The organism is Bifidobacterium sp. LH_230 (genome assembly GCF_056357555.1).
Genome location: NZ_JBKEWJ010000025.1, coordinates 16,310 through 40,555, shown reverse-complemented (window position 1 = coordinate 40,555; position 24,246 = coordinate 16,310). Strand labels below are relative to the sequence as shown.

Annotated in this window: 18 protein-coding genes and 3 tRNA genes; 17 read left to right on the top strand and 4 right to left on the bottom strand. The window is 64.2% G+C overall.

What is annotated here, in order from left to right:
• Positions 1–510 precede the first annotated feature (510 nt).
• The 10 genes from AC1A0G_RS10650 to rsmI all read left to right on the top strand — a co-directional run bounded on the left by AC1A0G_RS10650 (position 511) and on the right by rsmI (position 9,658).
• Complete coding sequence (locus tag AC1A0G_RS10650) at positions 511–1,533, top strand: glycoside hydrolase family 43 protein (protein ID WP_476529604.1); 1,023 nt, start codon at positions 511–513, stop codon at positions 1,531–1,533.
• Positions 1,534–1,753: 220 nt separating this feature from the next.
• The gene (locus tag AC1A0G_RS10645) at positions 1,754–3,037 is read left to right on the top strand and encodes an ABC transporter substrate-binding protein (RefSeq protein WP_476529602.1); all 1,284 of its coding nucleotides are present in this window, start codon (positions 1,754–1,756) and stop codon (positions 3,035–3,037) included.
• Positions 3,038–3,068: 31 nt separating this feature from the next.
• Positions 3,069–3,989 carry a carbohydrate ABC transporter permease gene (locus AC1A0G_RS10640; protein ID WP_476529600.1) on the top strand — a complete coding sequence of 307 codons (921 nt, stop codon included), beginning with the start codon at positions 3,069–3,071 and terminating at the stop codon, positions 3,987–3,989.
• Between the two features lies 1 nt (position 3,990).
• Complete coding sequence (locus AC1A0G_RS10635) at positions 3,991–4,926, top strand: carbohydrate ABC transporter permease (RefSeq protein ID WP_476529598.1); 936 nt, start codon at positions 3,991–3,993, stop codon at positions 4,924–4,926.
• A gap of 204 nt (positions 4,927–5,130) precedes the next feature.
• On the top strand, positions 5,131–5,550 hold the full coding sequence (locus AC1A0G_RS10630) for a hypothetical protein (protein WP_476529597.1): 420 nt from the start codon (positions 5,131–5,133) through the stop codon (positions 5,548–5,550).
• Between the two features lie 406 nt (positions 5,551–5,956).
• Positions 5,957–7,507 carry a glutamate--tRNA ligase gene (gltX, locus tag AC1A0G_RS10625; RefSeq protein WP_476529595.1) on the top strand — a complete coding sequence of 517 codons (1,551 nt, stop codon included), beginning with the start codon at positions 5,957–5,959 and terminating at the stop codon, positions 7,505–7,507.
• A 304-nt stretch (positions 7,508–7,811) separates the two neighbouring features.
• A tRNA-Glu gene (locus AC1A0G_RS10620) sits at positions 7,812–7,884 on the top strand.
• 214 nt (positions 7,885–8,098) lie between these two features.
• Positions 8,099–8,171: transfer RNA gene (locus AC1A0G_RS10615), tRNA-Glu, on the top strand.
• Positions 8,172–8,209: 38 nt separating this feature from the next.
• Positions 8,210–8,284 (top strand) — tRNA-Gln (locus AC1A0G_RS10610).
• 414 nt (positions 8,285–8,698) lie between these two features.
• Positions 8,699–9,658 carry a 16S rRNA (cytidine(1402)-2'-O)-methyltransferase gene (rsmI, locus tag AC1A0G_RS10605; protein WP_476529593.1) on the top strand — a complete coding sequence of 320 codons (960 nt, stop codon included), beginning with the start codon at positions 8,699–8,701 and terminating at the stop codon, positions 9,656–9,658.
• A 23-nt stretch (positions 9,659–9,681) separates the two neighbouring features.
• On the opposite strand, the gene AC1A0G_RS10600 is transcribed toward rsmI, so the two are convergent.
• Positions 9,682–10,077: a variant leucine-rich repeat-containing protein gene (locus AC1A0G_RS10600; RefSeq protein WP_476529592.1), complete on the bottom strand. Its 396-nt coding sequence runs from the start codon at positions 10,075–10,077 to the stop codon at positions 9,682–9,684.
• Positions 10,074–10,745, bottom strand: a complete 672-nt coding sequence (locus AC1A0G_RS10595; protein ID WP_476529590.1) for a hypothetical protein — start codon at positions 10,743–10,745, stop codon at positions 10,074–10,076. Before AC1A0G_RS10595 ends, AC1A0G_RS10600 begins: the two co-directional genes overlap by 4 nt.
• Before the next feature lie 146 nt (positions 10,746–10,891).
• On the opposite strand from AC1A0G_RS10595, the gene metG reads away from it, so the two are divergent.
• The 4 genes from metG (at position 10,892) to AC1A0G_RS10575 (ending at position 17,382) form a co-directional block, all read left to right on the top strand.
• Positions 10,892–12,754, top strand: a complete 1,863-nt coding sequence (gene metG, locus AC1A0G_RS10590) for a methionine--tRNA ligase (RefSeq protein ID WP_476529588.1) — start codon at positions 10,892–10,894, stop codon at positions 12,752–12,754.
• Between the two features lie 452 nt (positions 12,755–13,206).
• Entirely contained in the window at positions 13,207–13,767 is a 561-nt protein-coding gene (locus AC1A0G_RS10585) for a LemA family protein (RefSeq protein WP_476529586.1), read from the top strand.
• Positions 13,768–13,820: 53 nt separating this feature from the next.
• Positions 13,821–16,088 (top strand): DUF2207 domain-containing protein, encoded by a 2,268-nt coding sequence (locus AC1A0G_RS10580; RefSeq protein WP_476529584.1) that lies wholly within the window; start codon positions 13,821–13,823, stop codon positions 16,086–16,088.
• A gap of 433 nt (positions 16,089–16,521) precedes the next feature.
• Positions 16,522–17,382: an aldo/keto reductase gene (locus tag AC1A0G_RS10575; RefSeq protein ID WP_476529582.1), complete on the top strand. Its 861-nt coding sequence runs from the start codon at positions 16,522–16,524 to the stop codon at positions 17,380–17,382.
• A 9-nt stretch (positions 17,383–17,391) separates the two neighbouring features.
• Here the strand turns inward: AC1A0G_RS10575 and AC1A0G_RS10570 are convergent, their stop codons facing one another.
• Entirely contained in the window at positions 17,392–18,936 is a 1,545-nt protein-coding gene (locus AC1A0G_RS10570; protein WP_476529581.1) for an aminotransferase-like domain-containing protein, read from the bottom strand.
• A 215-nt stretch (positions 18,937–19,151) separates the two neighbouring features.
• Between AC1A0G_RS10570 and AC1A0G_RS10565 the strand changes: the two genes are divergently transcribed.
• Positions 19,152–19,832: a LysE/ArgO family amino acid transporter gene (locus tag AC1A0G_RS10565; RefSeq protein ID WP_476529579.1), complete on the top strand. Its 681-nt coding sequence runs from the start codon at positions 19,152–19,154 to the stop codon at positions 19,830–19,832.
• A gap of 218 nt (positions 19,833–20,050) precedes the next feature.
• On the opposite strand, the gene AC1A0G_RS10560 is transcribed toward AC1A0G_RS10565, so the two are convergent.
• A complete protein-coding gene (locus AC1A0G_RS10560) occupies positions 20,051–21,823 on the bottom strand; it encodes a peptidase U32 family protein (RefSeq protein ID WP_476529577.1) in 1,773 nt (590 codons plus the stop codon).
• A gap of 105 nt (positions 21,824–21,928) precedes the next feature.
• Here AC1A0G_RS10560 and AC1A0G_RS10555 point away from each other — a divergent pair, with 105 nt between their 5' ends.
• On the top strand, positions 21,929–22,939 hold the full coding sequence (locus tag AC1A0G_RS10555) for a purine nucleoside phosphorylase YfiH/LACC1 family protein (protein WP_476529575.1): 1,011 nt from the start codon (positions 21,929–21,931) through the stop codon (positions 22,937–22,939).
• Between the two features lie 376 nt (positions 22,940–23,315).
• Positions 23,316–24,221 carry an IspD/TarI family cytidylyltransferase gene (locus AC1A0G_RS10550; protein WP_476529573.1) on the top strand — a complete coding sequence of 302 codons (906 nt, stop codon included), beginning with the start codon at positions 23,316–23,318 and terminating at the stop codon, positions 24,219–24,221.
• Positions 24,222–24,246 lie beyond the last annotated feature (25 nt).

Sequence of the window (24,246 nt, the reverse complement as noted above, 5' to 3'; positions counted from 1 at the left end):
AGGTCACCATCCGCATGGCCTACGGCTTCCACCACGTCACCAACCTCATCAGCCTCGTCATGCTCCGATGCGGCGGACTCAACATCCAACTACCAACACCAACAAACTAACCCACGAAAACAGCAGAAGCCTCCCAAAATGTCACGCAGGGGGGCGGTTTGCGTGATGTTTTGGCTAGTAAGAAGGGTGTGCTGGCTGAAATATCACGCAAATCGGGTGGCTGGCATGAGAGCTGGGCGATGACGGGATAGGCGGCGGTCGCTGGGGCGATGGCTGTCCGGCATCAAGAACATCGTGCTCGGTGCAGGACGGGCGGCGGTCGCCGGGGCGGCGGGCCGTAGATGCGGGGACGTCGGGGGAGGCGGCTTTTTAAGAGGCATCGGATATAGCGATGGGGTGGGCTGGCGGCGGGGGCCGGCGGGGTGGAAACGCCGGGTTGTTACATCGTTGTAAGTTTGATATATTCAACGATGTACATCAACTCATCGTTGGATTGAAGAAGGATAAACAATGACTGTTTACCATAATCCGGTCGTGCTGCAGCGGGCGGACCCGTGGGTGCTCAAGGTCGACGGCGCCTACTGGTTCACCGCGTCCGACCCAGAGTACGACAAGATCGCCATCCGCCACGCCCAGACGATCAACGACCTGCAGAAGGCCCCGGAGACCGTGGTCTGGCGCAAGCACGAGTCCGGCCCGTGCAGCAAATACATCTGGGCGCCCGAACTGCATCGCATCAACGGCGCGTGGTATATCTACTTCGCCGGCGCCGAACGCGAGTTCGAGCCGAACGGCATGCCCACGCACCGCATGTTCGTGCTCGAGAACACCGACGCCGACCCGACCACCGACAACTGGGTCGAGAAGGGCCGGATCGTCACGCCGCTCGACTCGTTCTCGCTCGACGCCACCACCGAGGTGATCGACGGCGTGCAATACCTCGTCTGGGCGCAGCATGACCCGGCCATCCCCGGCAACTCCAACCTGTACATCGCCCCGATGGCGAACCCGTGGACGCTGGCCGCCGACCCGGTCATGCTGTCCAAGCCGGAATACGACTGGGAGTGCGTCGACTTCCTCGTCAACGAAGGGCCGGCGTTCCTGTTCCACGACGACAAGATCTTCATCACGTACTCCGCGTCCGGCACCGGCGTGCCGTATGCGGTCGGACTGCTGACCGCCGAGCGCGGCAGCGATCTGACGGACCCGGCGAGCTGGACCAAGAGCCCGGTGCCGGTGTTCAAGACCTGCGCCGCCAACGGCCAGTACGGCCCCGGCCACAACTCGTTCACCAAGTCCGAGGACGGCACGCAGGACCTGATGATTTACCACGCCCGCAACTACACCGACATCAAGGGCGATCCGCTGTTCGATCCGAACCGTCACGCCCGCGTCGGCGTGGTGCGCTGGAACGAGGACGGCACGCCTGACTTCGGCGTGCCCGAGCCGGACGATCTGTGGACGCCGACGGCGACCGATGTGCTGCCTCCTGACGGCGGCCCGCTGTCTGGAACTCCCGCGGTGCGATGGTGACGGTACAGTCGTGCGGGCGGCGGTTGTGATATATCCGCCCGCACGATTTGTACAACGATGAAAACAGTGCTATACTCATAAATTACAACGTTGTAACCCTGTCGTGCCGAAGCAATGGGCGGCAAGACATCGATACGGCCTTCATGCAATGGCCTGGTGGCATGCCCGTCGAAGAGCATATCGCCGGACGGAAAGCAAGGATAAGGAAACGGAGGGCATAATGGGTTCTTCCACTATGCAGCGGCAGACCTCGCGTCTGCTGCGCAAACTGGCCAAACCGCTGATCGCCGTGCTCACGGCGCTCGGCATGGTGCTGGCCGTCGGCGGCTGCGGCTCGGCGAGCGCGCAGAAGGTGATGTACTTCTGGAACGGTCTGATCGGCGACGACGGCCCGGCCATGCAGCGCATCATCAAGGCGTACAACGACACCAATCCCGAATACAAGATCGTCTTCCAGCCGATGAACGGCGGCGATCTGAACACCAAGATCTACAGCGTGATGCAGACCGGCAAGAACATCCCCGATCTGGTCATCAACGACCAGTTCACCACCTCCGTGCTGCAAAGCCAGGGGCTGCTCAACCCGAGCAGCGTGTGGAGCAAGTACGAGCCGGAACTCAAGGAATCCAACTACCTGCCGCAGGCGTGGGCCGGCACCGAAGTCAACGGCACGTCGTACGGCGTCCCGCTGTACATGTTCCAGATGGCCATCTACTACAACAAGGACCTCGTCAAGAAGTACCACCTCGAGCACATCCTCGACGACGGCTTCGTGACCGTCGACGAGATCAAGTCCATGAAGGGCCTGCTGCCGAAGGGCACGTACGCGCTCGTGCAGGGCAACCTGCCGTGGGCCATGATGTCGCTGCTGTATTCGGCCGGCGGCGACCTGACCAAGGACGTCAAGAACATGACCGGCGACGCATGGCGCAAGCCGCTCAAGGCGCTGCGCGAGATCAACGACATGGGCCTCATGAACCCGCTCGACTCCGACGGCGAGCAGGTGTTCGGCTCCGGCCACGCGGTGTTCGCGATGCTCGGCACCTGGGCGCAAGGCAACATGTCGAAGGCGCTCGGCGCCGACAAGATCGCCGAGGCGAACACGCTGCAGTACTCGATGGACAACCCGTCCAACTTCCTATACCAGCAGAACTGGATCCAGCTCAAGGACCCGAACCGTTCCGAGGACCGCGTCAAGGCCGCCGCGCACTTCATCGAATTCGTGCGCACCCACTGGATGATGTGGTCCGACACCGGCTCCATCTCGCCGGCCTACATCGACCTCAACAATCCGAAATACCAGGATCTCATCCAAGCCAGCTTCACCAACGGCGAGAAGGAACGCAAGTACATCAAGACATCGAACTACCTGTACGGCGGCTACGCAACGGCCGGCTGGGGCACGTTCAACGACATCGTGTTCAGCAACGTCGGACTGGACGAGGGCCTCAAGCAGCTCGATCTGATGACCCAGGGCCAGATCCAGATCCAGGACCAGTCGTGAGCGGGAACTTGGGAAGGCAAGGAGACAAGTCATGAGCAATGCAACATCAGCCGGCCTGACCGGCGGCGCCTCGTCCATGAAGCGCAAGAACTCGCTGTGGCACGCACTGCCGTACATCGCGCCGCACTTCATCGTCTTCGCGGTGTTCGGCATCATCCCGATCGCGTTCGGCATCTACCTCGCGTTCACGCGATGGAACATGGTCGGCACCCCGACGTTCGTCGGACTGGAGAACTTCAAGCTGATCTTCCAGCCCGGCACCTACTTCAACTCGATCTTCTGGCGCGACCTGCTGCAGACGCTGCTGTTCGTCGTCATCAACGTGCCGATGGTCATCATCATCCCGCTGCTGCTCGCCGTGCTGCTCGAAAAGAAGCACCTCAAGGGCGTGGCGCTGTTCCAGGCGATCTTCTACATCCCCGGTCTCATCTCGATCGCCGCGGGCGCGCTCGTGTGGAAGATGGTGTTCAACTCGCAGTTCGGCCTGCTCAACACCACGTTCCACTGGGACATCAACTGGCTCGGCAAGCAGCCGTTCGCATGGATCTGCATCTTCGTGATGTGCCTGTGGGCCGGCATCGGCGGCAACCTCGTCATCTACCGCTCCGCGCTCTCCGGCGTGGACCAGAACCTGTACGAGGCCGCGAAGGTCGACGGCGCGGGCCCGGTGCGCATCTTCTTCTCGATCACGCTGCCGGAAATCCGCCTGCCGCTCTTCTACACGACGATCATGACCACCACCGGCGCGTTCCAGGTCTGGGGCCAGCCGGTCATGATGACGCAGGGCGGGCCGGCCATGAGCACCCAGGTCGTGCTCATGGACATCAAGAACCTCGCCTTCCCCGCCGGTCCGGCCGCGGCCGGCATGGCCTCCGCGATGGCGCTGATCCTCGGCGTGATCCTGTGCGCGCTCGCCATGATCCAGATCATATTCATGAACAAGGAGGACTGACATGACGTCCGCAACCATCGCATCCCCGGCATCGCAGTCGGCGGCCAACCGGTCCGCCAAGTCGTCCGCGCAGTCGGCATCCGTCGAACGCAAGCCGAACATCGTCACCCCATCGCTGATCGCGGTCTACGTGATCCTCATCGTGCTCGCGTTCGTCTGGGTCATCCCGGTGCTGTTCACCATCACCACGTCGTTCAAATCCGTCGGCGAATTCATGGCGAACTCGTACAACTTCTTCCCGGCCAAATGGGTCACCGACAACTACATGACGCTCATCCAGTCCGCCGCAAGCTATCCGGTGCTCAACTGGCTGAGGAACTCGCTGATCATCTCCACCGCGTTCGGCCTGCTGTCCGTCACCATCGTGGCGCTCGCCGGCTACGGCTACTCCCGCCTCAACTTCAAGGGGCGCGACACGCTGTTCTTCGTGTTGCTGCTCATCTCGATGTTCCCGGGCGTGGTCAACATGATCCCGTCCTACCGCATCGTCGCCACGTTCGGCTGGGTGAACACCTACTGGGCGTGCATCATCCCGGGCCTGGGCAACGTGGCGAACATCTTCCTCGTGCGCAACTTCATGAAGGGCATCCCGAAGGAACTCGACGAGGCCGCCGAGATCGACGGCGCGTCCGACTTCCGCATCTTCCGCTCGATCATGCTGCCCGCGATCAAGCCGATCCTGATCGTCATCTTCCTGTTCAGCTTCACCGGCGCATGGAACGACTTCCTGTGGCCGACCCTCGTGTTCAACGACATCAACAAGATGCCGGTGACCGCCGGCCTGCAGCTGCTGAGCAACCAGATGGGACAGTTCAACCAGATGGGCACGCTGATGGCCGCGACCTGCCTCGCGATCATCCCGACCCTGCTGCTGTTCCTGTTCGCGCAGAAGTACTTCCTGCAGTCGCTGAACATCACCTCCGGCCTCAAGGGCTGAGTCGTGCGCTGGCCGGGCGAATTGCCTGACCTTGCGTATGCCCGCGGCGTGCGGCCGGTGCGGTTCCCCTGCTGTTTCGGGGCCGCGCCGGCCGTCGTCGTACCATATATCGACATATATCGGAACCGTATCCGATAGCCGTAACTGACGAACCGTATCCGGCAACCGCGTGCGCGGCGTGCGCACCCGACGAAAGGACGATCGATGAACGCGATGAAGCGAACCGTGGAACGTGTGCTGCTCTATGTCGCGGGTGGCTGGAACGTGCTCATGGCCGCGTTCACGCTGTTCGTGTACACCGGCTGGTTCCGCTCGCAAGGGTACGCGCTGCTGGAGAGCAAGGGGATGCTCGCGCAGGGTGCGGCCGACGTGAGCAGCGTGGCGTACGTGGCCGAGCTGTACGGCTTCCTCGTCGCGATCGTGGGCGTGGTGTCGATCATCGTCGCGGCGCGCGGAATGCGGCCGGCGACGATCGTGCGCGGCGTGATGATCTGGCTCGGCGTGTGCGTCGTGTTCTCGCTGCTGACCGGCGACTGGCTCGGACTGATCCTGTATTCGCTGTGCCTGACCACGTACTGGGCGCGCAACAAGGCGATCCGGGCCGTGCGCGGTGCGCGGAACTGACGGGGCGTGATCTTCGCGCGGTGTGCTGGCCGGATTGTCGCGCTGGTTGGTTGTTTGGCGTGCGCTGGTTGGTTGTTTGGCGTGATGTTTTGGCTAGTATCGTCCGGGTACTAGCCGGATTGTCACGCGGATTGCTTGGTTTGCGTGGTGTTGGTGATAGTGGTGCGCGGGTGCTAGCGGGAATGTCAGGCGGATTGGTCGTTTAGCGTGATGTTTGTGCCAGTAGCGTGGGGACAGTAGCGGAAATGTCACGCTGGGGGAGATTGTTGCAGCGGTCGATGGATGATGCGGCGGGCCGTTCCGGCTGTGACGCTGCGCAAGTCGTGCGGAGCTTGCCGATGACCCGCAACTTATGTCCCGCTGGTATGGTTCCTCACGTCCCGCTTGCGCGGCAGAATAAGGGATTATGACTGAAGCTGAAACCAATTCCGCAACCACTGAAAACACGAAGGACGGCAAGCCCGCGCTGCCGAAGGACGTGCGCGTGCGCTTCTGCCCGTCGCCGACCGGCACGCCGCACGTCGGCATGGTCCGCACCGCCCTGTTCAACTGGGCCGAAGCCCGCGCCACCGGCGGCAAGCTGATCTTCCGCATCGAGGACACCGACGCGGCCCGCGACTCCGAGGAAAGCTACAACCAGATCCTCGAGGCCCTGCGCTGGCTCGGCATCGACTGGGACGAGGGCATCGACGTCGGCGGACCCCACGGTCCGTACCGCCAGTCCGAGCGCGGCGACATCTACCGCGACGTGGCCGCCAAGCTGCTCGAGGCCGGCTACGCGTACGAGTCCTTCTCCACGCCCGAGGAGATCGAGGCGCGCAACGTCGCCGCCGGTCGTCCGAAGGAGTTCGGCTACGACGGCTACGACCGCAACCTGACCGAGGAGCAGAAGGCCGCGTTCCGCGCCGAGGGCCGCAAGCCCGCGCTGCGCCTGCGCATGCCCGACGAGGACATCGCGTTCGACGATCTGATCCGCGGCACCATCGAGTTCAAGGCCGGTTCCGTGCCGGATTACGTGATCGTGCGCCCGAACGGCGACCCGCTGTACACGCTCACCAACCCGGTCGACGACGCGATGATGGACATCAACGTCGTGCTGCGCGGCGAGGATCTCCTGAGCTCCACCCCGCGTCAGATCGTGCTCTACCGCTACCTCGAGGAGCTTGGCATCGCCAAGACCACCCCGCTGTTCGGCCACATGCCGTACGTGATGGGCCAGGGTAACAAGAAGCTCTCCAAGCGCGATCCGGAGTCCAACCTGTTCAATCACCGCGACGCCGGCTTCATCCGCGAGGGCCTGCTCAACTACCTCGCGCTGCTCGGCTGGTCGATCGCGCCGGACCGCGACGTGTTCTCGATGGAGGAGATGATCGCCAAGTTCGACGTGCGCGACGTGAAGGCCAACCCGGCCCGCTTCGATCTCGACAAGGCGATCTCGATCAACGCCGAGCATATCCGCATGCTTGATCCTGCCGATTTCCTGCGTCGTTCCGTGCCGTACCTGTACCGCGACGGCGTGGTGTCGGCTGATTCCTGGGATGAGCTGACCGATCGCGAGCGTGAGATCCTGGCCGCCGCCGCGCCGCTCGTGCAGCCGCGCGTGCGTCTGCTCGGCGAGGTCTCCGGCATGGTCGGCTCGCTGCTGTCGACCGAAGGCTATCTCGAGCCGGCGGATGACGCGAAGAAGCAGCTCAAGGATTCCTCCGCGGCCGTGCTCGATCTGGCGATCGCGGAGCTCGAAGGCGTGCCGGAGGCCGACTGGAAGACCGACAACCTGCACGAGACGCTGAACAAGGCGCTCGTGGAGGACGGCGGCTACAAGCCGCGTTTGGCGTTCGGCCCGGTGCGCGTGGCCATGTCCGGCCGTCGCGTTTCGCCGCCGCTGTTCGAGTCGATGGAGATCGTCGGCCGTGAGGTGTCGCTGGCTCGTCTGAAGGGCCTGCGCGAGCACCTGTGATCCGGGATATGCGCGGTGTGAGCCGCGTGCGGTAATTGGGGGCATTGATCCGAGTGGGTCGATGCCCCCAATTTGGTATCCCGCCGGTTGCTCCTTCGCGCAAACCAACTCACATGGGACTTTGTGGCGTTGGTTTGCGTATGGGGCGTCGTTGGCGGCGGGGTGGTCTCGCGTATTGCAGAGTTGGTGAATTGCGTTCTGTCAACCGATGAATCACCATGTGACACGCCGTGCTTGACGTTGTTGAGACGTTCCCGTATATTAAACCTTCGTTGCGTGGTTCGCTACGTAGCAGATAACTCAAGCCCCCATCGTCTAGCGGTCTAGGACTACGCCCTCTCACGGCGCCAACACCGGTTCAAATCCGGTTGGGGGTACGGATGCACAAGGCCTCGGGTTCGCCCGGGGCCTTTGTTGTGTTTGCTTGATCGTTTCCTGCCGATGTGGTTTTCGGTGCGATGCCGCACGCGTGAACCCGTAAAACCGTTGGAAAATAACGCGACACGCCGTAATTTGCGCAATGCGGGTGAGCCGCGTATATTAATCACTCGTTGCGCGGTTCGCTGCACAACCGGTTGAAAAACTGAATACGCCCCCATCGTCTAGCGGTCTAGGACTACGCCCTCTCACGGCGCCAACACCGGTTCAAATCCGGTTGGGGGTACGACGACTAGCTCTTCGGAGTTGGTACGCCAGCCAAATTGGGATGTGGTGTAATTGGCAACACAGCTGATTCTGGTTCAGCCATTCTTGGTTCGAGTCCAGGCATCCCAGCCAATAAGCCCTCGCGAAATGCGAGGGTTTTTTGTTTTTCCGCGTCATCGATCCAGTCATCGAATCAAGGTGACGTTCGGTTCCTTCTTCCGTCCGGCGCAACTATTCTCGGAAGTCGTCCTATCGTTCCGGAAATAGTTGCACTGACGTCGTCCTGGCGCAACTATTCTCGGAAAAGATCGGCTTTGCCCGGGAATAGTTGCGCTGACGGTATCTCAGCGCAACTTATTTCGGAGATATGGGGTGATTTCCGGGAATAGTTGCGCTGGCTCGCAGTACCTAGCGTGCGGAATACTGGGAGCCATGACACATGTGCATGAAGGGCAGTCCATCCTTGATGATGAATCCGAATCGGGCAATGGTATGACGGATATGGCCGTCGCATCGGGTGCGTCAGATGCAGCGGTCGCGGCTGGTATGGCAGACGCGTCACCGGCCGTCGGCGAACGCGAATCCGCGCCGGCCGTCGCATCGTCGTCCGACCATATGATCACCATCCCGCGCGGCACGGTCGTGCTCGCCGCCACGCCGATCGGCAACGTATCCGATGCGTCGGCCCGACTGCGCGCGCTGCTCGCCGACGCCGACATCGTCGCGGCCGAGGACACGCGCCGGCTGTACGATCTCGCGAACCGGCTCGGCGTGCACGTGAGCGGCACCGTCGTCGCATATCACGACCACAACGAGCGCAACAAGGCCGACGGTCTGCTCGACCGGGTCGAAACCGGCGCGACCGTACTCGTCGTCTCCGACGCGGGCATGCCGACAATCAACGATCCGGGGCTGGCGATCGTGCGCCGCGCGATCGAGCGGGGACTGCCGGTCACGTGCGCTCCCGGCCCGTCCGCCGTGCTGGACGCGCTCGCCCTGTCCGGTCTGCCGACCGACCGGTTCTGCTACGAGGGATTCCTACCGCGCAAGCATGCCGAGCGCGTGCAGCATTTGCGCATGTTGCTTTCCGAACGCCGCACGATCGTGTTCTACGAGACGCCGCACCGCATCGCCGAATCGATGGACGATCTGCTCGACGGATTCGGGCCGGATCGTCCGATGGCGTTGTGCCGCGAGCTGACCAAGGATTACGAGGAGATTCGCCGCGGCACGATCGCGGAAATCCGGCAGGGCGTGATCGATGATCCGCCGCGCGGCGAGATCGTGTTGGTGATCGGTGGCGCGTCCGACGAGGAGGCCGCCGCGGCCGCTCCCGCCACGCTCAGCATTGAGGAGCTGGCGGTGCTGGCGATCGACCGGGCGCTCGATGACGGGCTGCGCATCAAGGACGCGATCACGCAGGTCGCGCAGGAGCATCCGCTGCCGGACGGTTCGCTGCCCAACCGTAAGCAGGTCTACGCCGCAGTGCTCAAAATCAAGGGCTGAAGCCGGGCTGGACGGCCCGGAACTCACCCGTCGAGCAGTAGGGTGAGCGCCTCGCGCACGCCCGGCCCGCCGGCCTGCGCCACGAACTCGAGCAGCGCCGCGTCCGCGCGTGGGTTCGCCACGAGCCAGCGGCGCAGTTCCGGAGCCTCGCGGGCGATATGCCACAACACGTCCATGTCGGTGGCCGGATCGCACGCGACCAGCGGGGTGAGTTGGAGCGGCGGCCGAGGCGGTGGCATGTCATCGCCGCGGCGGGTGAGGTTGCGTTCGGCGTGGCCGTCGGCGGCGTGGTCGTCGTGCGCGCCTCGCGCGTGCCCGATCCGATGCAAACGTTGCCGCAAGTGCTGCACATGCTGTGATCGCCTGCGTGCCGTCTGTCGCCGCCTCCGTCGCGCATGCCGCGATGATCGCGCGCTCATGGCCGTTCCATATGCTCGAACCGCGACCGTGCGATCGCGGCGCGCGGCCAGAACGGATTGCCATCGAGTATCCGGATGCAGTCATCCGGCGTCACCCGGTATTCGGTCATGAGATCGGAGATCATCGTGTCGACCTGCCCGTCGGCTTCGGTGGTCCGGTCCGGCAGCAGCGACAGATCGCACACGGTTCGCGCCGGCGTGGTGACGCGGGTGTCGCCGACCTGGATCACATGATCGGCCGGGCTTTTCCGATTGAACACCCGGACCTTGCGGTGATGCACATACGCGCGGTAGTGCGACCGCGAGATGATGTCGATCGTTTCGGGGAAACGGCCGCCGAGCCACAGCCAGGTCGCGGTCAGCGCGCACGCGGTCGACCGGTGCGGAATCATGTCGTTGATGATCGTCGCGCGGCCGTACAGCGTGCCGGCATGTTCGCTCTGGTATCCGCTCGCGGCATCCAGCGGCATGATGGCACCGTGCCGTGTCAGCAGATTCATGCTCAGCGGACCGGGAAGATCGTTGTCGTTGAGCAATGATTTGGCCGTCGGATATGGGAAGGGGACGATGTCGGCGGTGTGCTGCGGTTCGTCCGGCGACGGTTCGGGGCCGGTCGGAGTCGGCGGAAGCGGATCGGCCGATGGTTCGGTGATGGTTTCGTTGGTCATGCGACGACCGTAACGGAACGTGACGTGGTGCGCCAGCGGTACCGCGATAAATGTGGATAACTCTGTGGATAAGTTGCCGTTTGCGGGACAGCAGATGTCGGCCGGGCTGGGGTGGCTGTCCTCGCTCAGCCCGATAATTTGGCCTTATGAGTCATATTTTGGTGAATGTTGCATGGCCGTACGCGAACGGCCCCCGTCATATCGGCCACGTCGCCGGCTTTGGTGTGCCGTCCGACGTCTACGCGCGCTACGAGCGCATGAAGGGCAACGACGTCCTGATGGTGTCCGGCACCGACGAACACGGCACCCCGATCCTCGTCGAAGCCGAGAAGGAAGGCGTGACCGCTCAGGAGCTCGCCAACCGCTACAACCGCGTCATCGCCAAGGATCTGTGCGATCTGGGCCTGAGCTACGACCTGTTCACCCGCACCACCACCGGCAACCACGAGCACGTGGTGCAGGAGCTGTTCAAGCAGTGCCTCAAGAACGGCTACATCTACAAGGGCACGCAGAAGGTCGCGATCTCGCCGTCCACCGGCCGCACCCTGCCGGACCGCTACATCGAGGGCGAGTGCCCGATCTGCCACGCCGAGGGCGCGCGCGGCGACCAGTGCGACGCCTGCGGCAACGAGCTCGACCCGGACGAGCTGATCAACCCCGTCTCCAAGATCAACGGCGAAACCCCGCGCTTCGAGGAGACCGAACACTACTTCCTCGACCTGCCGGCGCTCGCCGATGCGAACCTCGCGTGGCTCAAGACCCGCACCGGCTGGAGGACGAACGTCATCAACTTCTCGATCGGGCTCTTTAAAGAGATCAAGCCGCGTGCGATCACGCGCGACATCGACTGGGGCATCCCGGTTCCGGTCGCCGGCTGGATCGACAACCCGAACAAGAAGCTGTACGTGTGGTTCGACGCGGTGATCGGCTACCTGTCGGCGTCGATCGAATGGGCGCGCCGCAAGGGCGACCCGGAGGCGTGGCGCGCATGGTGGAACGACCCGGCGTCGCCGGCCTACTACTTCATGGGCAAGGACAACATCACGTTCCACTCGCAGATCTGGCCGTCCGAGATGCTCGCATACAACGGCCAGGGCTCCAAGGGCGGCGAGACCGGCGAATACGGCCCGCTCAACATGCCCGAGCAGGTCGTGGCCTCCGAGTTCATGACGATGGAAGGCAAGAAGTTCTCCTCCTCGCGCGGCATCGTCATCTACGTCAAGGACATCCTCGCCCGCTACCCCGTGGACGCGGTGCGCTACTACATCTCCGTGGCCGGCCCGGAATCCTCCGACTCCGACTTCACGTGGGCCGAGTTCGTGCGTCACAACAACGAGGAGCTGGCGTCTTCGTGGGGCAACCTGGTCAACCGCGTCGCGAACCTTATCAACAAGAACTTCGGCGAGATCCCGGCCATCGACGAGGCGTCCCTGACCGACGAGGACCGTGCGCTGCTCGACGAGACGAACGCCGCGTTCGCGACCGTCGGCGGACTGATCGAACATCACCGTCAGAAGGGCGCGCTGAACGAGGCCATGAAGATCGTCGGCGACATCAACAAGTACATCTCCGCCACCGAACCGTGGAAGATCAAGGACAACCCGGCGCGCCTCGGCACCGTGCTGCACGTGGCCGCGCAGGCCGTGTCCGACGCGAACCACCTGCTCGCGCCGTTCCTGCCGCACTCCGCGCAGAAGGTATGGGAGGCGCTCGGCGGCACCGGCACGTTCTCGCCGCTGCCTCGCATCGAGGAGGTCGAGGATCTCGACAAGCCGGGCTTCACGTACCCGATCATCACCGGCGACTACAAGCTCGGCGAGACCATGCACCCGTGGAAGCGCGAGGAGATCGTGCCGGGCACCCCGGTCGCCAAGCCTTCGCCGATCTTCGCGAAGATCCCGCAGGAGGCCGTGGCCGAGGAACTGGCCCGCTTCGACGCCGAACTGGCTGCCCGCAAGGAGGCCGAGGCCAAGCGTCTCGCCGCGGCCAAGGCCGAGCTGAACAAGTAAGGTTTCTCGGTCATCTCGCGCCGATGCGGCGCGTACTTAACGCCCGTGCCTGACCGCACGGGCGTTTTTTATGGCATTGCCGGAGGGAATGGCCCCCTATTGCACAATCCCGCCACATGGTTCTCAGGGTTTTGTAAGGAATGTGCATTGTTCCTCCAAGAAAGCGGCGGTTATATAGACCATGTCAACGGTTACGACCGATGGCGAGGTTCCGTGAGAACCCCATAACTGAACCCTTCTTCTCTCTTCTCTCTCGCCCGGCGGTCTCCCCGCCGGGTTTCTTCTTTTCTGCGCGGATATCGCGCGCGTAGTCGTTCGGCGATGATCGAATCCGCCGCCGATCGAACAAGTTGTGCGCGGCTCGCAAAGATCGGATGCATCCACGCCTGCTGGAAGAATGACGGGTAGACAGGCCGAGCAGGCAGGGGAACGAACGGCAAAGGAGCAAGACGATGATCTTCCTCATCATTATCGCAGTCATTCTGGTGGCGCTGGTGCTGTGGGGCGTCAGTGCCTACAACGGGTTGGTCGCGCTGCGCAACCGAGTCAAGAACGGCTGGGCACAGATCGACGTGCAGCTCAAGCAGCGCGCCGATCTCATCCCGAATCTGGTGGAGACCGTCAAGGGATACGCCGGCCACGAATCCGAAGTGTTCACGCAGGTGACGGCCGCCCGTGCCGGCGTGGTCGCGGCGGCCGCGGGCGGCGACGTGGCCCAGCGCATGACGGCGGAGAACGCGCTGTCCCGCGCGCTCGTCAACCTGCAGGCCACGGCCGAGGCGTATCCGCAGCTGCAGGCCAACCAGAACTTCATGGATCTTCAAGGCCAGCTCAAGGCGCTCGAATCGAAGATCGCGTACGCCCGCCAGTTCTACAACGACGTGGTGCTCAAGTACAACACGGCCACCGAAACCGTGCCGACCAACATCATTGCCGGACTGTTCCACTTCGAGCAGGCCGAGTACTTCCAGGCCGACGAGACGTCGCGTCAGGTGCCGCAGGTCAAGTTCTGACCGAATCCTGATCGCGCAGCCGTTTCGGCCGGATACAACGGAAAGGGAACCGCATGGACGTCAAACGCGTCATCAGATCCGCGTTCATCGCGGCGCTCGTCGTCGTACTGGTCTTCGGCGGCTCGCTCGTCGCGTCGATGTTCGACGACGGCGCCGACCTGAGCTATCGCACGCTCGACTACGAGACGGACGTGCAGTCGGACGGCAGTCTCAAGGTCACGCAGCACATCGACATGCGGCTCAACAAACGCACCGATGACGACGACAACGTGCGCCCGTGGAAACAGCTCTACCAGCAATACGTGATCAACGGCACGAACCTGTCCGATATCACCGACATCAGCGTGCGCAACGTGACCACCGGACAGGCCTATGCGCAGACCGAACCGCGTCTGCCGGACGGCCTGAGCGAACGCGAGTGGAACAGCGACTGGGCGAACCACTGGTACATCGCCGATGCGACCGGTGCGTCGCTGGAACCGTACGAGCCGGTCACGGACGGCTATCCGGTCGGCAGCGGTCCTGGCGAGGAGTACAAGACCATCGAAATCGGCTGGAACATCCCCTTCACCACCAAAGCCAGCAGCCTCAAGTTCGACGTGACGTTCACGCTCGTCGGCGCGACCACGCTGCACGACGACGTCGCTTCGTTCAAATGGGAGCCGTTCGGCGGCTCGAATCAGACGCCGATCGGCAAGGTCACCGGCACCGTGCGCTTCCCGAGCGGCATCACGGCCGGCAACTCGTGGGCGTGGCTGCATTACAGCGGAAACTCCGAGACGTCGCGCGGCGACGGCGGTTCGCTTCGGTTCGCCGCGTACGACGTGCGTGCGGGGGAGTACCTCGACGTGGTGGCCGCCTGGGACGCGAGCGCGGTCAAGGAGCCGTCGTGGTGGAAGGGACGCGACAAGGTCGGCAGCCGTTCCGGCGACTGGATTAGGCGTGACAGCGGCGAGTATCTCGACTGGCTCAAGGCCGACGAGACGCGGCAGGAGACCGTCTGGCGCGATCGGCAGCGGGTGCATGCGCGCAACCGTCTGACCGCGGGACTCGTCGTCGCGATCATCGGACTCGTGTTGTGCGCGATCGCGGTCGTCTCCGCGCTGCGCAGCCATCGCCGCGCCCAATACCGCGGCGATATCGAATATTGGCGTGAACCGCCGGATGTCAGCCCGTCGTCGGCGGCGCGCATGGCCGACGTGCTCGGACTCGAATCGCACGGTTCGATCAGCTCGCGGCAGATGACCGCCAACGTGCTCTCGCTCGCCTCGAAGAAGGCGATCGCGATCTATCCTGGGCCGATGTCGACCTACCGAGGCATCGATCTGAGCCAGGCGAACGCCGCGGATATGGCCACGATGATCGGCTCGAACGCGGACGATATCCACGGCGCCGCGAGCACCAGCACGCTCGTGCTGCTGCCGGTGTGCTTCGACGGTCAGGCGCGTGCGGCGCTGCGGCTCAGCCAATCCGAGGACGCGACGCTGCGGTTGCTTGAGAAGATCGGCAAGCGCGTCGGCGGGCCGGTGTTCGATCTCGAACGGATGAAGTCCGTGTGCGAGGGATGGAAGAAGGGGTATCAAGCCCTCGAATCGTACGAGACGGCGTGCGCGAACGAGTTCGCGATGCTCGGTGCGACCCGGTCCTGCGGCGTCGGAGCGAGCGTGGCCGGCGGATTCGGTCTGGCCGTGTCGATCATCGGCATCGTGATGTTCGGCGCGTGGGACAACGTGGCGCTGGCGTTGCTGGTCGCCGCGCCCATCATGTTCTTCAGCCTGTTCGCGCTGATCTGCGCGAAACACACCGCGTTGACGGACGCCGGTCAGCGGATCGCCGGGCAGGTGAACGGCCTGTACCGGTATCTGGTCGATTTCTCGAACTTCTCCGACCGCGGCGCGGCCGATCTGGTGCTGTGGGACCGCTATCTCGTGTACGCGGCCGCGTTCGGCATCTCCGAGCGTGTGCTGCGCGAGCTGGCGAAGGCGTATCCGCAGGTGACCGATCCGTCGTGGCTGGACGACAACGCATCCGGTTCGCTGCTGTACTGGCACTATCGGCCGTACGGATGGCGGCACGACGGATATGGCGCCGGCGCGGGCGCTTCCGGACCGTTCTCGGGCGGCGGGTTCGATGCGTCCTCGTTCAGCGCGAACGTCGGCGACATCGGGGCGCAGCTCGACGCCGGCTTCGCGGACATCCGCTCCACGATCGAGGCGGCCGCGCCGTCCTCCTCGTCCGGCGGTTCGGGCGGCTCCTTCTCCGGCGGCGGCTTTGGCGGCTCCGGCGGTGGCTCGGGCGGCGGCTCCTTCGGCGGCCGCTAGCGTTTCGCTTGGCTGTGTGCCTTGGTTTATGTGCGGAATTGCGCTTTGCGCGATGCTGTGTTGTTACGCGGCGCTTTCGCGTCGCGAGTACCCCAACCCGCCCGGCCTGCGCCGGGCACCCGTCCTGCAATTATGGACGGACTTCGTCCGCGCTGTTGCTGGTTCGCCTGTCGGCTCGCACCCCGCCTATAAACGCTGTCAGCGTTTATAGGCGAAGGCCTTGAAAGGAAAAGGATTGGACCCTTCCCTCCCCTCTTAGGGGAGGGTGCCCGCGGTAGCGGGCGGGTTGGGGTACTGCGGCGCGGTCGCGCCGCTATCAACACAGTATCGTCCGCGCATCGCGCGGACGATACCTTCATCCAGCCGCATCCCTACGCTGGGAGATGGAACTGTACGGCACGTACCCCGGCATCTATCTCAAAGGAGAACCGTTATGCTGCACCGCAATCTCGGACCGTTCGACACCACCGCCATCGGCCACGGCGAAATGCCGCTGACCATCGAAAACAACCGCGGACACGATGTCGGCATCGAAACGCTGCATGCCTCGCTCGACGCGGGCTGTCGTCACATCGACACCGCATGGGCGTACTACACGCCCGGCGAGGAGGAGCAAACCGGCGAGAAGCTCGTCCGCGAGGCCCTCGACACGTGGAACGGCCCGAAGGACGAAGTACTCGTCGCCACCAAGATCGGCCTGCGCCGCGCGTGGGAGGACGGCAAGCCGGTCTGGCCTCGCGACGGCAAGCCCGAGCATCTGCTGCGCTACGGCAAGGAGTCCGCGATGGCGCTCGGCGTCGACACGATCGACCTGCTGTACATGCACCGCCACGATCCGGAGGTGCCGTACAACGAGTCTATCGAGGCGTTGAAGCAGCTCGTCGACGAGGGCGTCGCCCAGTACGCGGGCGTCTCCAACGTGACCATCGAACAGCTCGACATCGCGCGCGGCATCCTCGGCGACAAGCTCATCGCCGTGCAGAACCAGTATTCGCCGATCCACCTCGACACGCAGGACACGCTCGACTACTGCGCCAAGCTCGGCCTCGCGTTCGTGTGCTGGAGCCCGCTCGGCGGCTACCGCCACCCCTACGACGAGTCCAAGTTCGACCCGTTCCGCGAGGTCGCGGCCAAGCACGGCGTCAGCTACCAGCAGGTCGTGCTCGCGTGGGAGCTCGCCAAGGGCGACCACATGTTCGTGATCCCCGGCGCGCACCGCCCCGAAACCATCCTCGATTCCCTCAAGGCAGGCGAACTCCAGCTCGACGACGAGGACCTCGCCAAGCTCGGTTGATCACGCCGGTCACGCACCCACTTCGCGGGCGGTGGCGGCCAACGTCGCCGCCGCCCGCGCGAACTCCTCGGGCGTGGTGTACGAGTAGCTCAGGCGCAGTGAATTGTCGCCTTCGAAATCGTAGATATCGCCGGGATTGAGCAGCACCCCACGATCCAGCGCGATCTGGAACAGCCGGCCGATCTTGACCGGCCGGTCGAACGTCAGCCAGATGTAAAAACCGCCATCGGGCGCCGTCCATCGTGCCATCCCGCCGAACAGTCGGTCCAGCGTCTCGATCGCCGCGTCGCGCCGTCGCCGCAGCTCGCGCTTCAGTCCATCCACATACTCGTCGTACAAACCGCTGGTCAGGAACCGCGCGTACACCCACTGGCTGAGTACGCTCGCGCCGTAATCCATCTGCATCTTCACATCGGCCAGCCGGTGCACGATCGAGCGATCGGCCACGATCCAGCCGATGCGCAACCCCGGCGCGAGCGACTTCGATGCACTGCCCAACGTGATCACCATGCCGGTTTTATCCAATGATTTCAACGGTGCTGGTGCCGGTTCGTCGCCGAAATACAGGTCCTGATACGCGCCGTCCTCGATGATCGGCAACCGGTTCGCCACGCAGCAGTCGATCAGCTCGCGCCGCCGCGTCTCGCTCATCGTGACGCCGGTCGGATTGTGGTTCGTCGGGATCGTGTACAGCACCGCGTCGCCGGACCGCGTGCCCCGACGGCCGGCTCGCGGTGCCAACGCGACCGTCGACGCGGATTCGCCGGCGCTGCGAACCGCCGACGTGTCATCCAGCATCCCGCGCAGTGCGGCTACATTCAGTCCGTCGCCGTCCATCGGCACGCCGGCGAGCCGCATCCCCGCCGACTGGAATACCTGCAGCGATTTGATGTAGCTCGGTGCCTCTGCGATCACCGTCGATCCGGCCGACAACAGACTTACTGAAATCATTTGCAACGCTTGCAGTGCGCCCGACGTCACGAGAATCTGCTCCGGCTCGCAATCGATGCCGGTCGCGCGCATATGCGCGGCGATCGCCTCGCGCAGCACCGGCATGCCCTCCGGCGCGGGGTAGCCGATCGCGTCGATCTCGTCCGCGGCCTCGTGCGCCACACGCCGCCACATGTCGCGCGGGAACAGGCGCGGGTCGAGCTCACCCGTGCCAAGCCGCGTGATGCCGGGCGCGAACTCCATGCGGTTGATGGTCTGGATCGTCGCATTGTTCGCCTTGAAGAAGCCGGACGAGACGTAATCGGCCCAGTCGGGCGCGCCGGGCAGCATCAGCGACCAGGTGTTGCTCACGATGCGCGTGCCCGCGCCGTGCAGCCCCTCGACGATGCCGTAATCGGCCAGTTCGTTGATCGCGGCGATCACGGTGGAGCGGTTCACATGGAACTGCTCCGCCAACGTTCGTTGCGACGGCAGACGCGAGCCGATCGGCCATGCGCCGGACGAGATCTGGCGGCACATGTAGTCCACGATCTGCTCGGTGACGGGCTGCGAGGCGGTGCGGTCGGGCTGCCAGTCGATGACAAGCGGTGTGGTGCGGGGCATGGGTTGTGCTCGATTCGGTTGATTTGGTTGGGATGCAGGTCGAGTGTTTGGCTGGTTGCCGATTGTAGTCTCGTTCGTAGAATACAGGGTGGTTGTTATGAAATCAGCGGTTGTACTGATCTGGTTTGGTTGATTTGGTTGGGTGGATATGAACCAGCCAAACCGGATTGGCTGACCGCGTGCGACATGCGTGATGATTGCGAGGAGTGACGGGCATGGGGTTCTATCTGCAAGGACTGACGATGGGATTGGCGTACATCGCGCCGATCGGCATGCAGAACCTGTTCGTCATCAATTCGGCGCTCACCCGCACGCGCCGCAATGCGCTCATCACCGCGCTGATCGTCATCTGCTTCGACATGGCGTTGTCACTGTCGTGCTTCTTCGGCGTGGGCGCGCTCATGCAGGCGCATCCGGCGCTGCAGACCGTTGTGCTGGGTGTCGGTGGTCTGGTTGTGGTGAAGATCGGACTGGGGCTGGTGTTCCCGAAGAAGACCTCCGCCGATGCGTCTTCCGCTTCGGTGCCGGGCAATGCCGAGGCTCGAAGCGCTGCGGGAGTTGCTGCGGCACCGGCCAAGCGTCTCGGCGTGCGCGGTCTGCTCGACACGATCGGCACCGCGTGCGCGGTCACGTGGTTCAACCCGCAGGCCATCATCGACGGCACGCTGATGCTCGGCGCGTTCAGCGCCACCCTGAGCGCGCAGCAGTCCACCCCGTTCATCACCGGCGTGGAAACCGCGTCCGTGCTGTGGTTCCTGACCCTCACGCTGGTCATCAACGCGTTCGCGCACAAGTTCAGCCCGAAGATCATCGCCGTGCTCAACCGCGTGTGCGGCGGCGTCATCACCCTTTACGGCGTCAAGCTCCTCGCCGATTTCGCGCTCGCCATGCTCTGATTGCGGCAAGTTTGACGATTGAGAGGCTGATTTTCGCTTGTGCCGAGGTCGGTTTGACGATCGAGAGGCTATAACCATCGGGAAACGCCCCCGACCGAGCCTATAATCTCCGAATTAGGGGGTATTGTCGTTTGGATGGCGCTCTGATCGAGCCTCTCGATCGTCAAACCGACCTCGGCAGAACGTGGATTTAGCCTCTCGATCGTCAAACCGATCGCTTATTCCGCCTTGAGGGTGGGTTTCTTCGTGCGCGAGCGGATCGCGGCGTTGTGTGGCACCGGATGCGGGCACGGCATCGAGAACACGTGCGCCGGATTGTTGATCGCCTCGACCCAATGGCCGTCCGCGTCGCGGAACCCGCCCGCCGGCACGGTGTAGGCGAACGGGCGTTCGCCCGGCAGCAGGAACTCGATCTCCTGACCGGCCACGATCTTGTTGCGGCTCATCAGCGTCACACGGCCGCCCTCGTCCGGCGTCCAGTCGAGCACTTCGCCCACCACCATCCACGCGCGGAAATATGCGGAACGATCGGTATTCTGGCCCACCTTGTGCTCCGGGTAGTAGAACCCGGTCGAATAGTCGCGGTGCGCGACCTTGTCCGGCTCCTCAAGCAGCCATTCGGGTAGCCGGACCGGCTCCGCCGGGCGAACCTTCGCATGGTGCCAGCCTTCGGGCAGCACCTCCTCGGCCGTGTTCGACTTGCGCCGCGCGCTGCGGGCGCGATAGCTCAGGTCGTCCAGCTGCGAGCCGCCCGCCGAGCGCGCCGCAGCGTCATCAACCACAGCCGCGTCATTTGATCCCTTGCCGTTTTGGCCGGATACGTCCGTGCTCTTGTCGTCTTGACCAGTCGCATTACCACTCTTGTCATCTCGACCGAGCGAAGCGAGCGGAGAGATCTTCTCGGCGCCGGCACCGCTCGCGTCCGCCGCGTCCGCATCCCCGCCGAACTCGAGTCCCATGTCGCCGCCGGGCATCCCCGCGAACGCCTTGTCCGCGTTGCGCTCGATCGCATCCGGCACCACGGCAATCGACTCGGCGTAATCCGGGTCGCCCTCGCGAATCACCCGGTCATGGAACGGCCGCAACACCGCGCCGGATGCATCCTCGAACCCGCGCTGCACCATGTACTCGTTCACCGCGATCTTGTACGCGTTCGTCATCGCCGCGATGTAATACGCCGACTTCGACCGCCCCTCGATCTTCAGACTCGTCGCGCCCGAATCGATCAGGTCGTCGATGTGGTCGAGCATGCACATGTCCTGCGAATTGAACAGATACGCACCCTCCGCGGTCTGCTCGATCGGGAAGTACTGGCCGGGCCGCTTCTCCTCGACGATCGAATACTTCCAGCGGCACGGCTGCGCGCATTCGCCGTGGTTGCCGTCGCGGCCGGTCAGATAGTTGGAGAACAGGCAGCGGCCGGAGAACGCCATGCACATCGCGCCGTGCACGAAGCATTCGATGTCCATGTCGTCAGGGATGCGGGCGCGGATGTCACGCACGGCCTGCAGGTCCATCTCGCGGGCGAGCACCACGCGGCGCGCGCCGAACTCGTACAGCGCCTGCGCCGCGCCGTAGTTGGTCACGCCAGCCTGCGTGGAGACGTGCAGCTCCACGTCGGGCGCGATCTGGTGCGCCATCATCATCACGCCGATGTCGGTGACGATCATCGCGTCGATGCCGGTGTCCTTGAGCTGGCCGATGTATTCGCGCATCGCCTCGACCTCGGCGTTGCGCGGCAGCACGTTGAGCGTCACGTACACGCGCGCCCCGCGTTCGTGGGCGTAGCGCGCGCCCTCCTCGAAATCCGCGAGGCTCAGGTTCTTCGGCGCCGAGCGCATGCCGAACGCCTTGCCGCCGCAGTAGACGGCGTCCGCGCCGAAGTCCACCGCGGTCTTCAATCCGCGCAGGTTGCCGGCGGGCGCGAGCACTTCGGGCTTGCGGCGGCGCGGCAGTCGGGGCGCGCCTAAGTCGCCGGTCAGGGAGGTCATGGAAGCAGTCGATTCGTCAATAAGCACCAGATCAGTGTAGACGGCAACCGGTACGGCATTTCGCCGCGCGGGCAATGGCCCCGACGCCCCGCTAGGATGGGAGCCATGAGCAATGAGACGAACGAACCGCAGTACGACGACGAGATCCTCGACAGCAACGCGATCAGCCCGACCGACGAGGCCGGCAACCCGATCCCGGTGACGATCCCGATCGCGCTCGCCCCCGGCGTGACGGTGGTGTACACGACGCGACTGGGCGGCGTGAGCACCGGCGACTTCGGCGACTGCAACTTGGGCGGCAAGTCCGGCGACGACCCGGCCGCGATCGAAGAGAACCGCGTGGCGCTCGCCAAGCAGCTCGGCTGCGGACTGTCGCTGGTCAGCCAGGTGCATTCCGCGACGGCGGTCGACGTGGACGAATCGTGGCATCTCAACACGCCGTTCGGATTCGACGTGTCCGGTACGGTTGGTGTGGCTGCGGCTGATGCGCAGCCTGCGACCGTGGTCGAGGCGGACGGCCAAGTGGCCAGCCGCAAGGGCGTCGCGCTCGGCATGTTCGCCGCCGACTGCCTGCCGGTCCTGTTCGCCGATCCGGTCGCCGGCGTGATCGGCGCGGCGCACTGCGGCCGCCGCGGTCTGGTCAAGGGCGTGATCGGTGAAACGGTTGATCTGATGGTCGCCAAAGGAGCGCAGCGCGAGCGCATCATCGCCACGCTGGGCCCGCGCATCTGCGGCGACTGCTACGAGGTCGGTGACGAGATCGCCGATGAATTCCAGAACCGGTTCCCGCTTACCAAGACGGTCACCCGGTTCGGCGGCGCGGGCATCGACATCGCCGAGGCTGCGATGATCGACCTCGCGTTCGCCGGCGTGACCAAGGTCGTCGACTCCATGCCGCGCATCCATGCGGCCACGCAGTATCTCGAGGCCGATGCCGAACTCGCCGCGCTGTGCGCGTCGGACGGCGAAGGCCCGGCCGACCTCGCCGAGCGCATCGCGAACGTGAGCCATAGCATGTGCACGCTTGAGAACCCGCTGTGGTACTCGCATCGTCGCGCCGCGCTCGCGGGCAAGTCGCGCGAGGGGCGTCTGCTCGCGCTCATCATGATGCAGTAGGGGCGAGTGTGGATCGGTAGCGGTCGGGCTGACTTGGCGTGGCGGCTTCGGCGCCCCCTCAGTCGGCTTCGCCGACAGCTCCCCCTGACAAGGGGGAGCAGATCAACCCCAGATGTTGCGGCGGCATTGAGGATGATGCCCCCCTGACTAGTACTTTGTCGGGTTTACATTGACGCATTGTTATTCTCGGCTCCCTCGGCTGAGGGAGCTGTCAGCCGTAGGCTGACTGAGGGAGCGTCAAACCCATCGCATGAAGTCCGACAGAGTACTAGGCAAGGGGCAGAACACAGCGCATCCGCGCGTATTCCGTGCAGAAGCCGTGTGAAGCGGTGTGGTATGCGCCACACTTGTCCCTGCACGAATTACGGTGGTGCCTATGAGTCAGAGCAAGAGAGCATCCAACGTACCCGTGGTCGCGGTCGTGCTGGCGGCCGGTTTCGGCACGCGGTTCGATCCGAACAACCCCAAGCAGCTCGTCTCGGTCGGCGGCAAGCCGATCGTGTGCTGGAGCATCGAGGCGTTCGAGCAGAACCCGCGCATCACCGACATCATCGTCGTGGTCAATCCGACCGTTCGCGCCACCGTCGAGGAGCTCATCGACCAGGCCGGCTATCCGAAGGTCCGCATGATCATCAACGGCGGTGCCGAGCGCGTCGACAGCACCGAGGCCGCGTTGGGCGCGCTCGCCGACGCGGGCATTCCGGCCGACGCGAAGATCCTCATCCACGATGCGGTCCGTCCGTTCGTCGAACAGCGGTCAATCGACGGCTGCATCGACGCACTCGACGAACTCGATGCGGCCACGGTCGCGTTCGCGAGCACCGACACCGTGCTACTCACCGAATTCCGCGACGGCCGCAAGGTCGTGCGTCAGGTGCCGGACCGCCCGCACACGTTCCGTGCGCAGACCCCGCAGGCGTTCCGCTTCGACACGATCCGCCGCGCATACGAACTCGCGTCGGCCGATCCGTTGTTCCACCCGACCGACGATACGCGCGTCGTCGTCGACTATCTGCCCGACGCTGCGGTCGCCGTGGTCGACGGCAGCGAGTCGAATCTGAAGATCACGACGCTGGCCGACATCCCGACCGCCGAGAGGATCGCGGCCGAACGGCTCGGCGGTCCGGCTGACGGTCCGTCCGCGCACGTTCCCGGCATGCCGGCCGGCCATGCGATTCCGGCGTCGTTCGGACCGTCCGAACACACCGCGATGACCCGCGAGGAAGCCAAGGCCCGCATGCACGCGATCTTCGCCGAGGTCGCGCGTTCCATGCACCGCTAGTGCTTTGTCGGATCTAAATTGACGC

Coding starts and splice junctions, on each gene's coding strand:
- AC1A0G_RS10650 (WP_476529604.1), top strand. CDS start 511: ATGACTGTTTACCATAATCCGGTCGTGCTGCAGCGGGCGGACCCGTGG.
- AC1A0G_RS10645 (WP_476529602.1), top strand. CDS start 1,754: ATGGGTTCTTCCACTATGCAGCGGCAGACCTCGCGTCTGCTGCGCAAA.
- AC1A0G_RS10640 (WP_476529600.1), top strand. CDS start 3,069: ATGAGCAATGCAACATCAGCCGGCCTGACCGGCGGCGCCTCGTCCATG.
- AC1A0G_RS10635 (WP_476529598.1), top strand. CDS start 3,991: ATGACGTCCGCAACCATCGCATCCCCGGCATCGCAGTCGGCGGCCAAC.
- AC1A0G_RS10630 (WP_476529597.1), top strand. CDS start 5,131: ATGAACGCGATGAAGCGAACCGTGGAACGTGTGCTGCTCTATGTCGCG.
- gltX (WP_476529595.1), top strand. CDS start 5,957: ATGACTGAAGCTGAAACCAATTCCGCAACCACTGAAAACACGAAGGAC.
- rsmI (WP_476529593.1), top strand. CDS start 8,699: ATGGCAGACGCGTCACCGGCCGTCGGCGAACGCGAATCCGCGCCGGCC.
- AC1A0G_RS10600 (WP_476529592.1), bottom strand. CDS start 10,077: ATGAGCGCGCGATCATCGCGGCATGCGCGACGGAGGCGGCGACAGACG.
- AC1A0G_RS10595 (WP_476529590.1), bottom strand. CDS start 10,745: ATGACCAACGAAACCATCACCGAACCATCGGCCGATCCGCTTCCGCCG.
- metG (WP_476529588.1), top strand. CDS start 10,892: ATGAGTCATATTTTGGTGAATGTTGCATGGCCGTACGCGAACGGCCCC.
- AC1A0G_RS10585 (WP_476529586.1), top strand. CDS start 13,207: ATGATCTTCCTCATCATTATCGCAGTCATTCTGGTGGCGCTGGTGCTG.
- AC1A0G_RS10580 (WP_476529584.1), top strand. CDS start 13,821: ATGGACGTCAAACGCGTCATCAGATCCGCGTTCATCGCGGCGCTCGTC.
- AC1A0G_RS10575 (WP_476529582.1), top strand. CDS start 16,522: ATGCTGCACCGCAATCTCGGACCGTTCGACACCACCGCCATCGGCCAC.
- AC1A0G_RS10570 (WP_476529581.1), bottom strand. CDS start 18,936: ATGCCCCGCACCACACCGCTTGTCATCGACTGGCAGCCCGACCGCACC.
- AC1A0G_RS10565 (WP_476529579.1), top strand. CDS start 19,152: ATGGGGTTCTATCTGCAAGGACTGACGATGGGATTGGCGTACATCGCG.
- AC1A0G_RS10560 (WP_476529577.1), bottom strand. CDS start 21,823: ATGACCTCCCTGACCGGCGACTTAGGCGCGCCCCGACTGCCGCGCCGC.
- AC1A0G_RS10555 (WP_476529575.1), top strand. CDS start 21,929: ATGAGCAATGAGACGAACGAACCGCAGTACGACGACGAGATCCTCGAC.
- AC1A0G_RS10550 (WP_476529573.1), top strand. CDS start 23,316: ATGAGTCAGAGCAAGAGAGCATCCAACGTACCCGTGGTCGCGGTCGTG.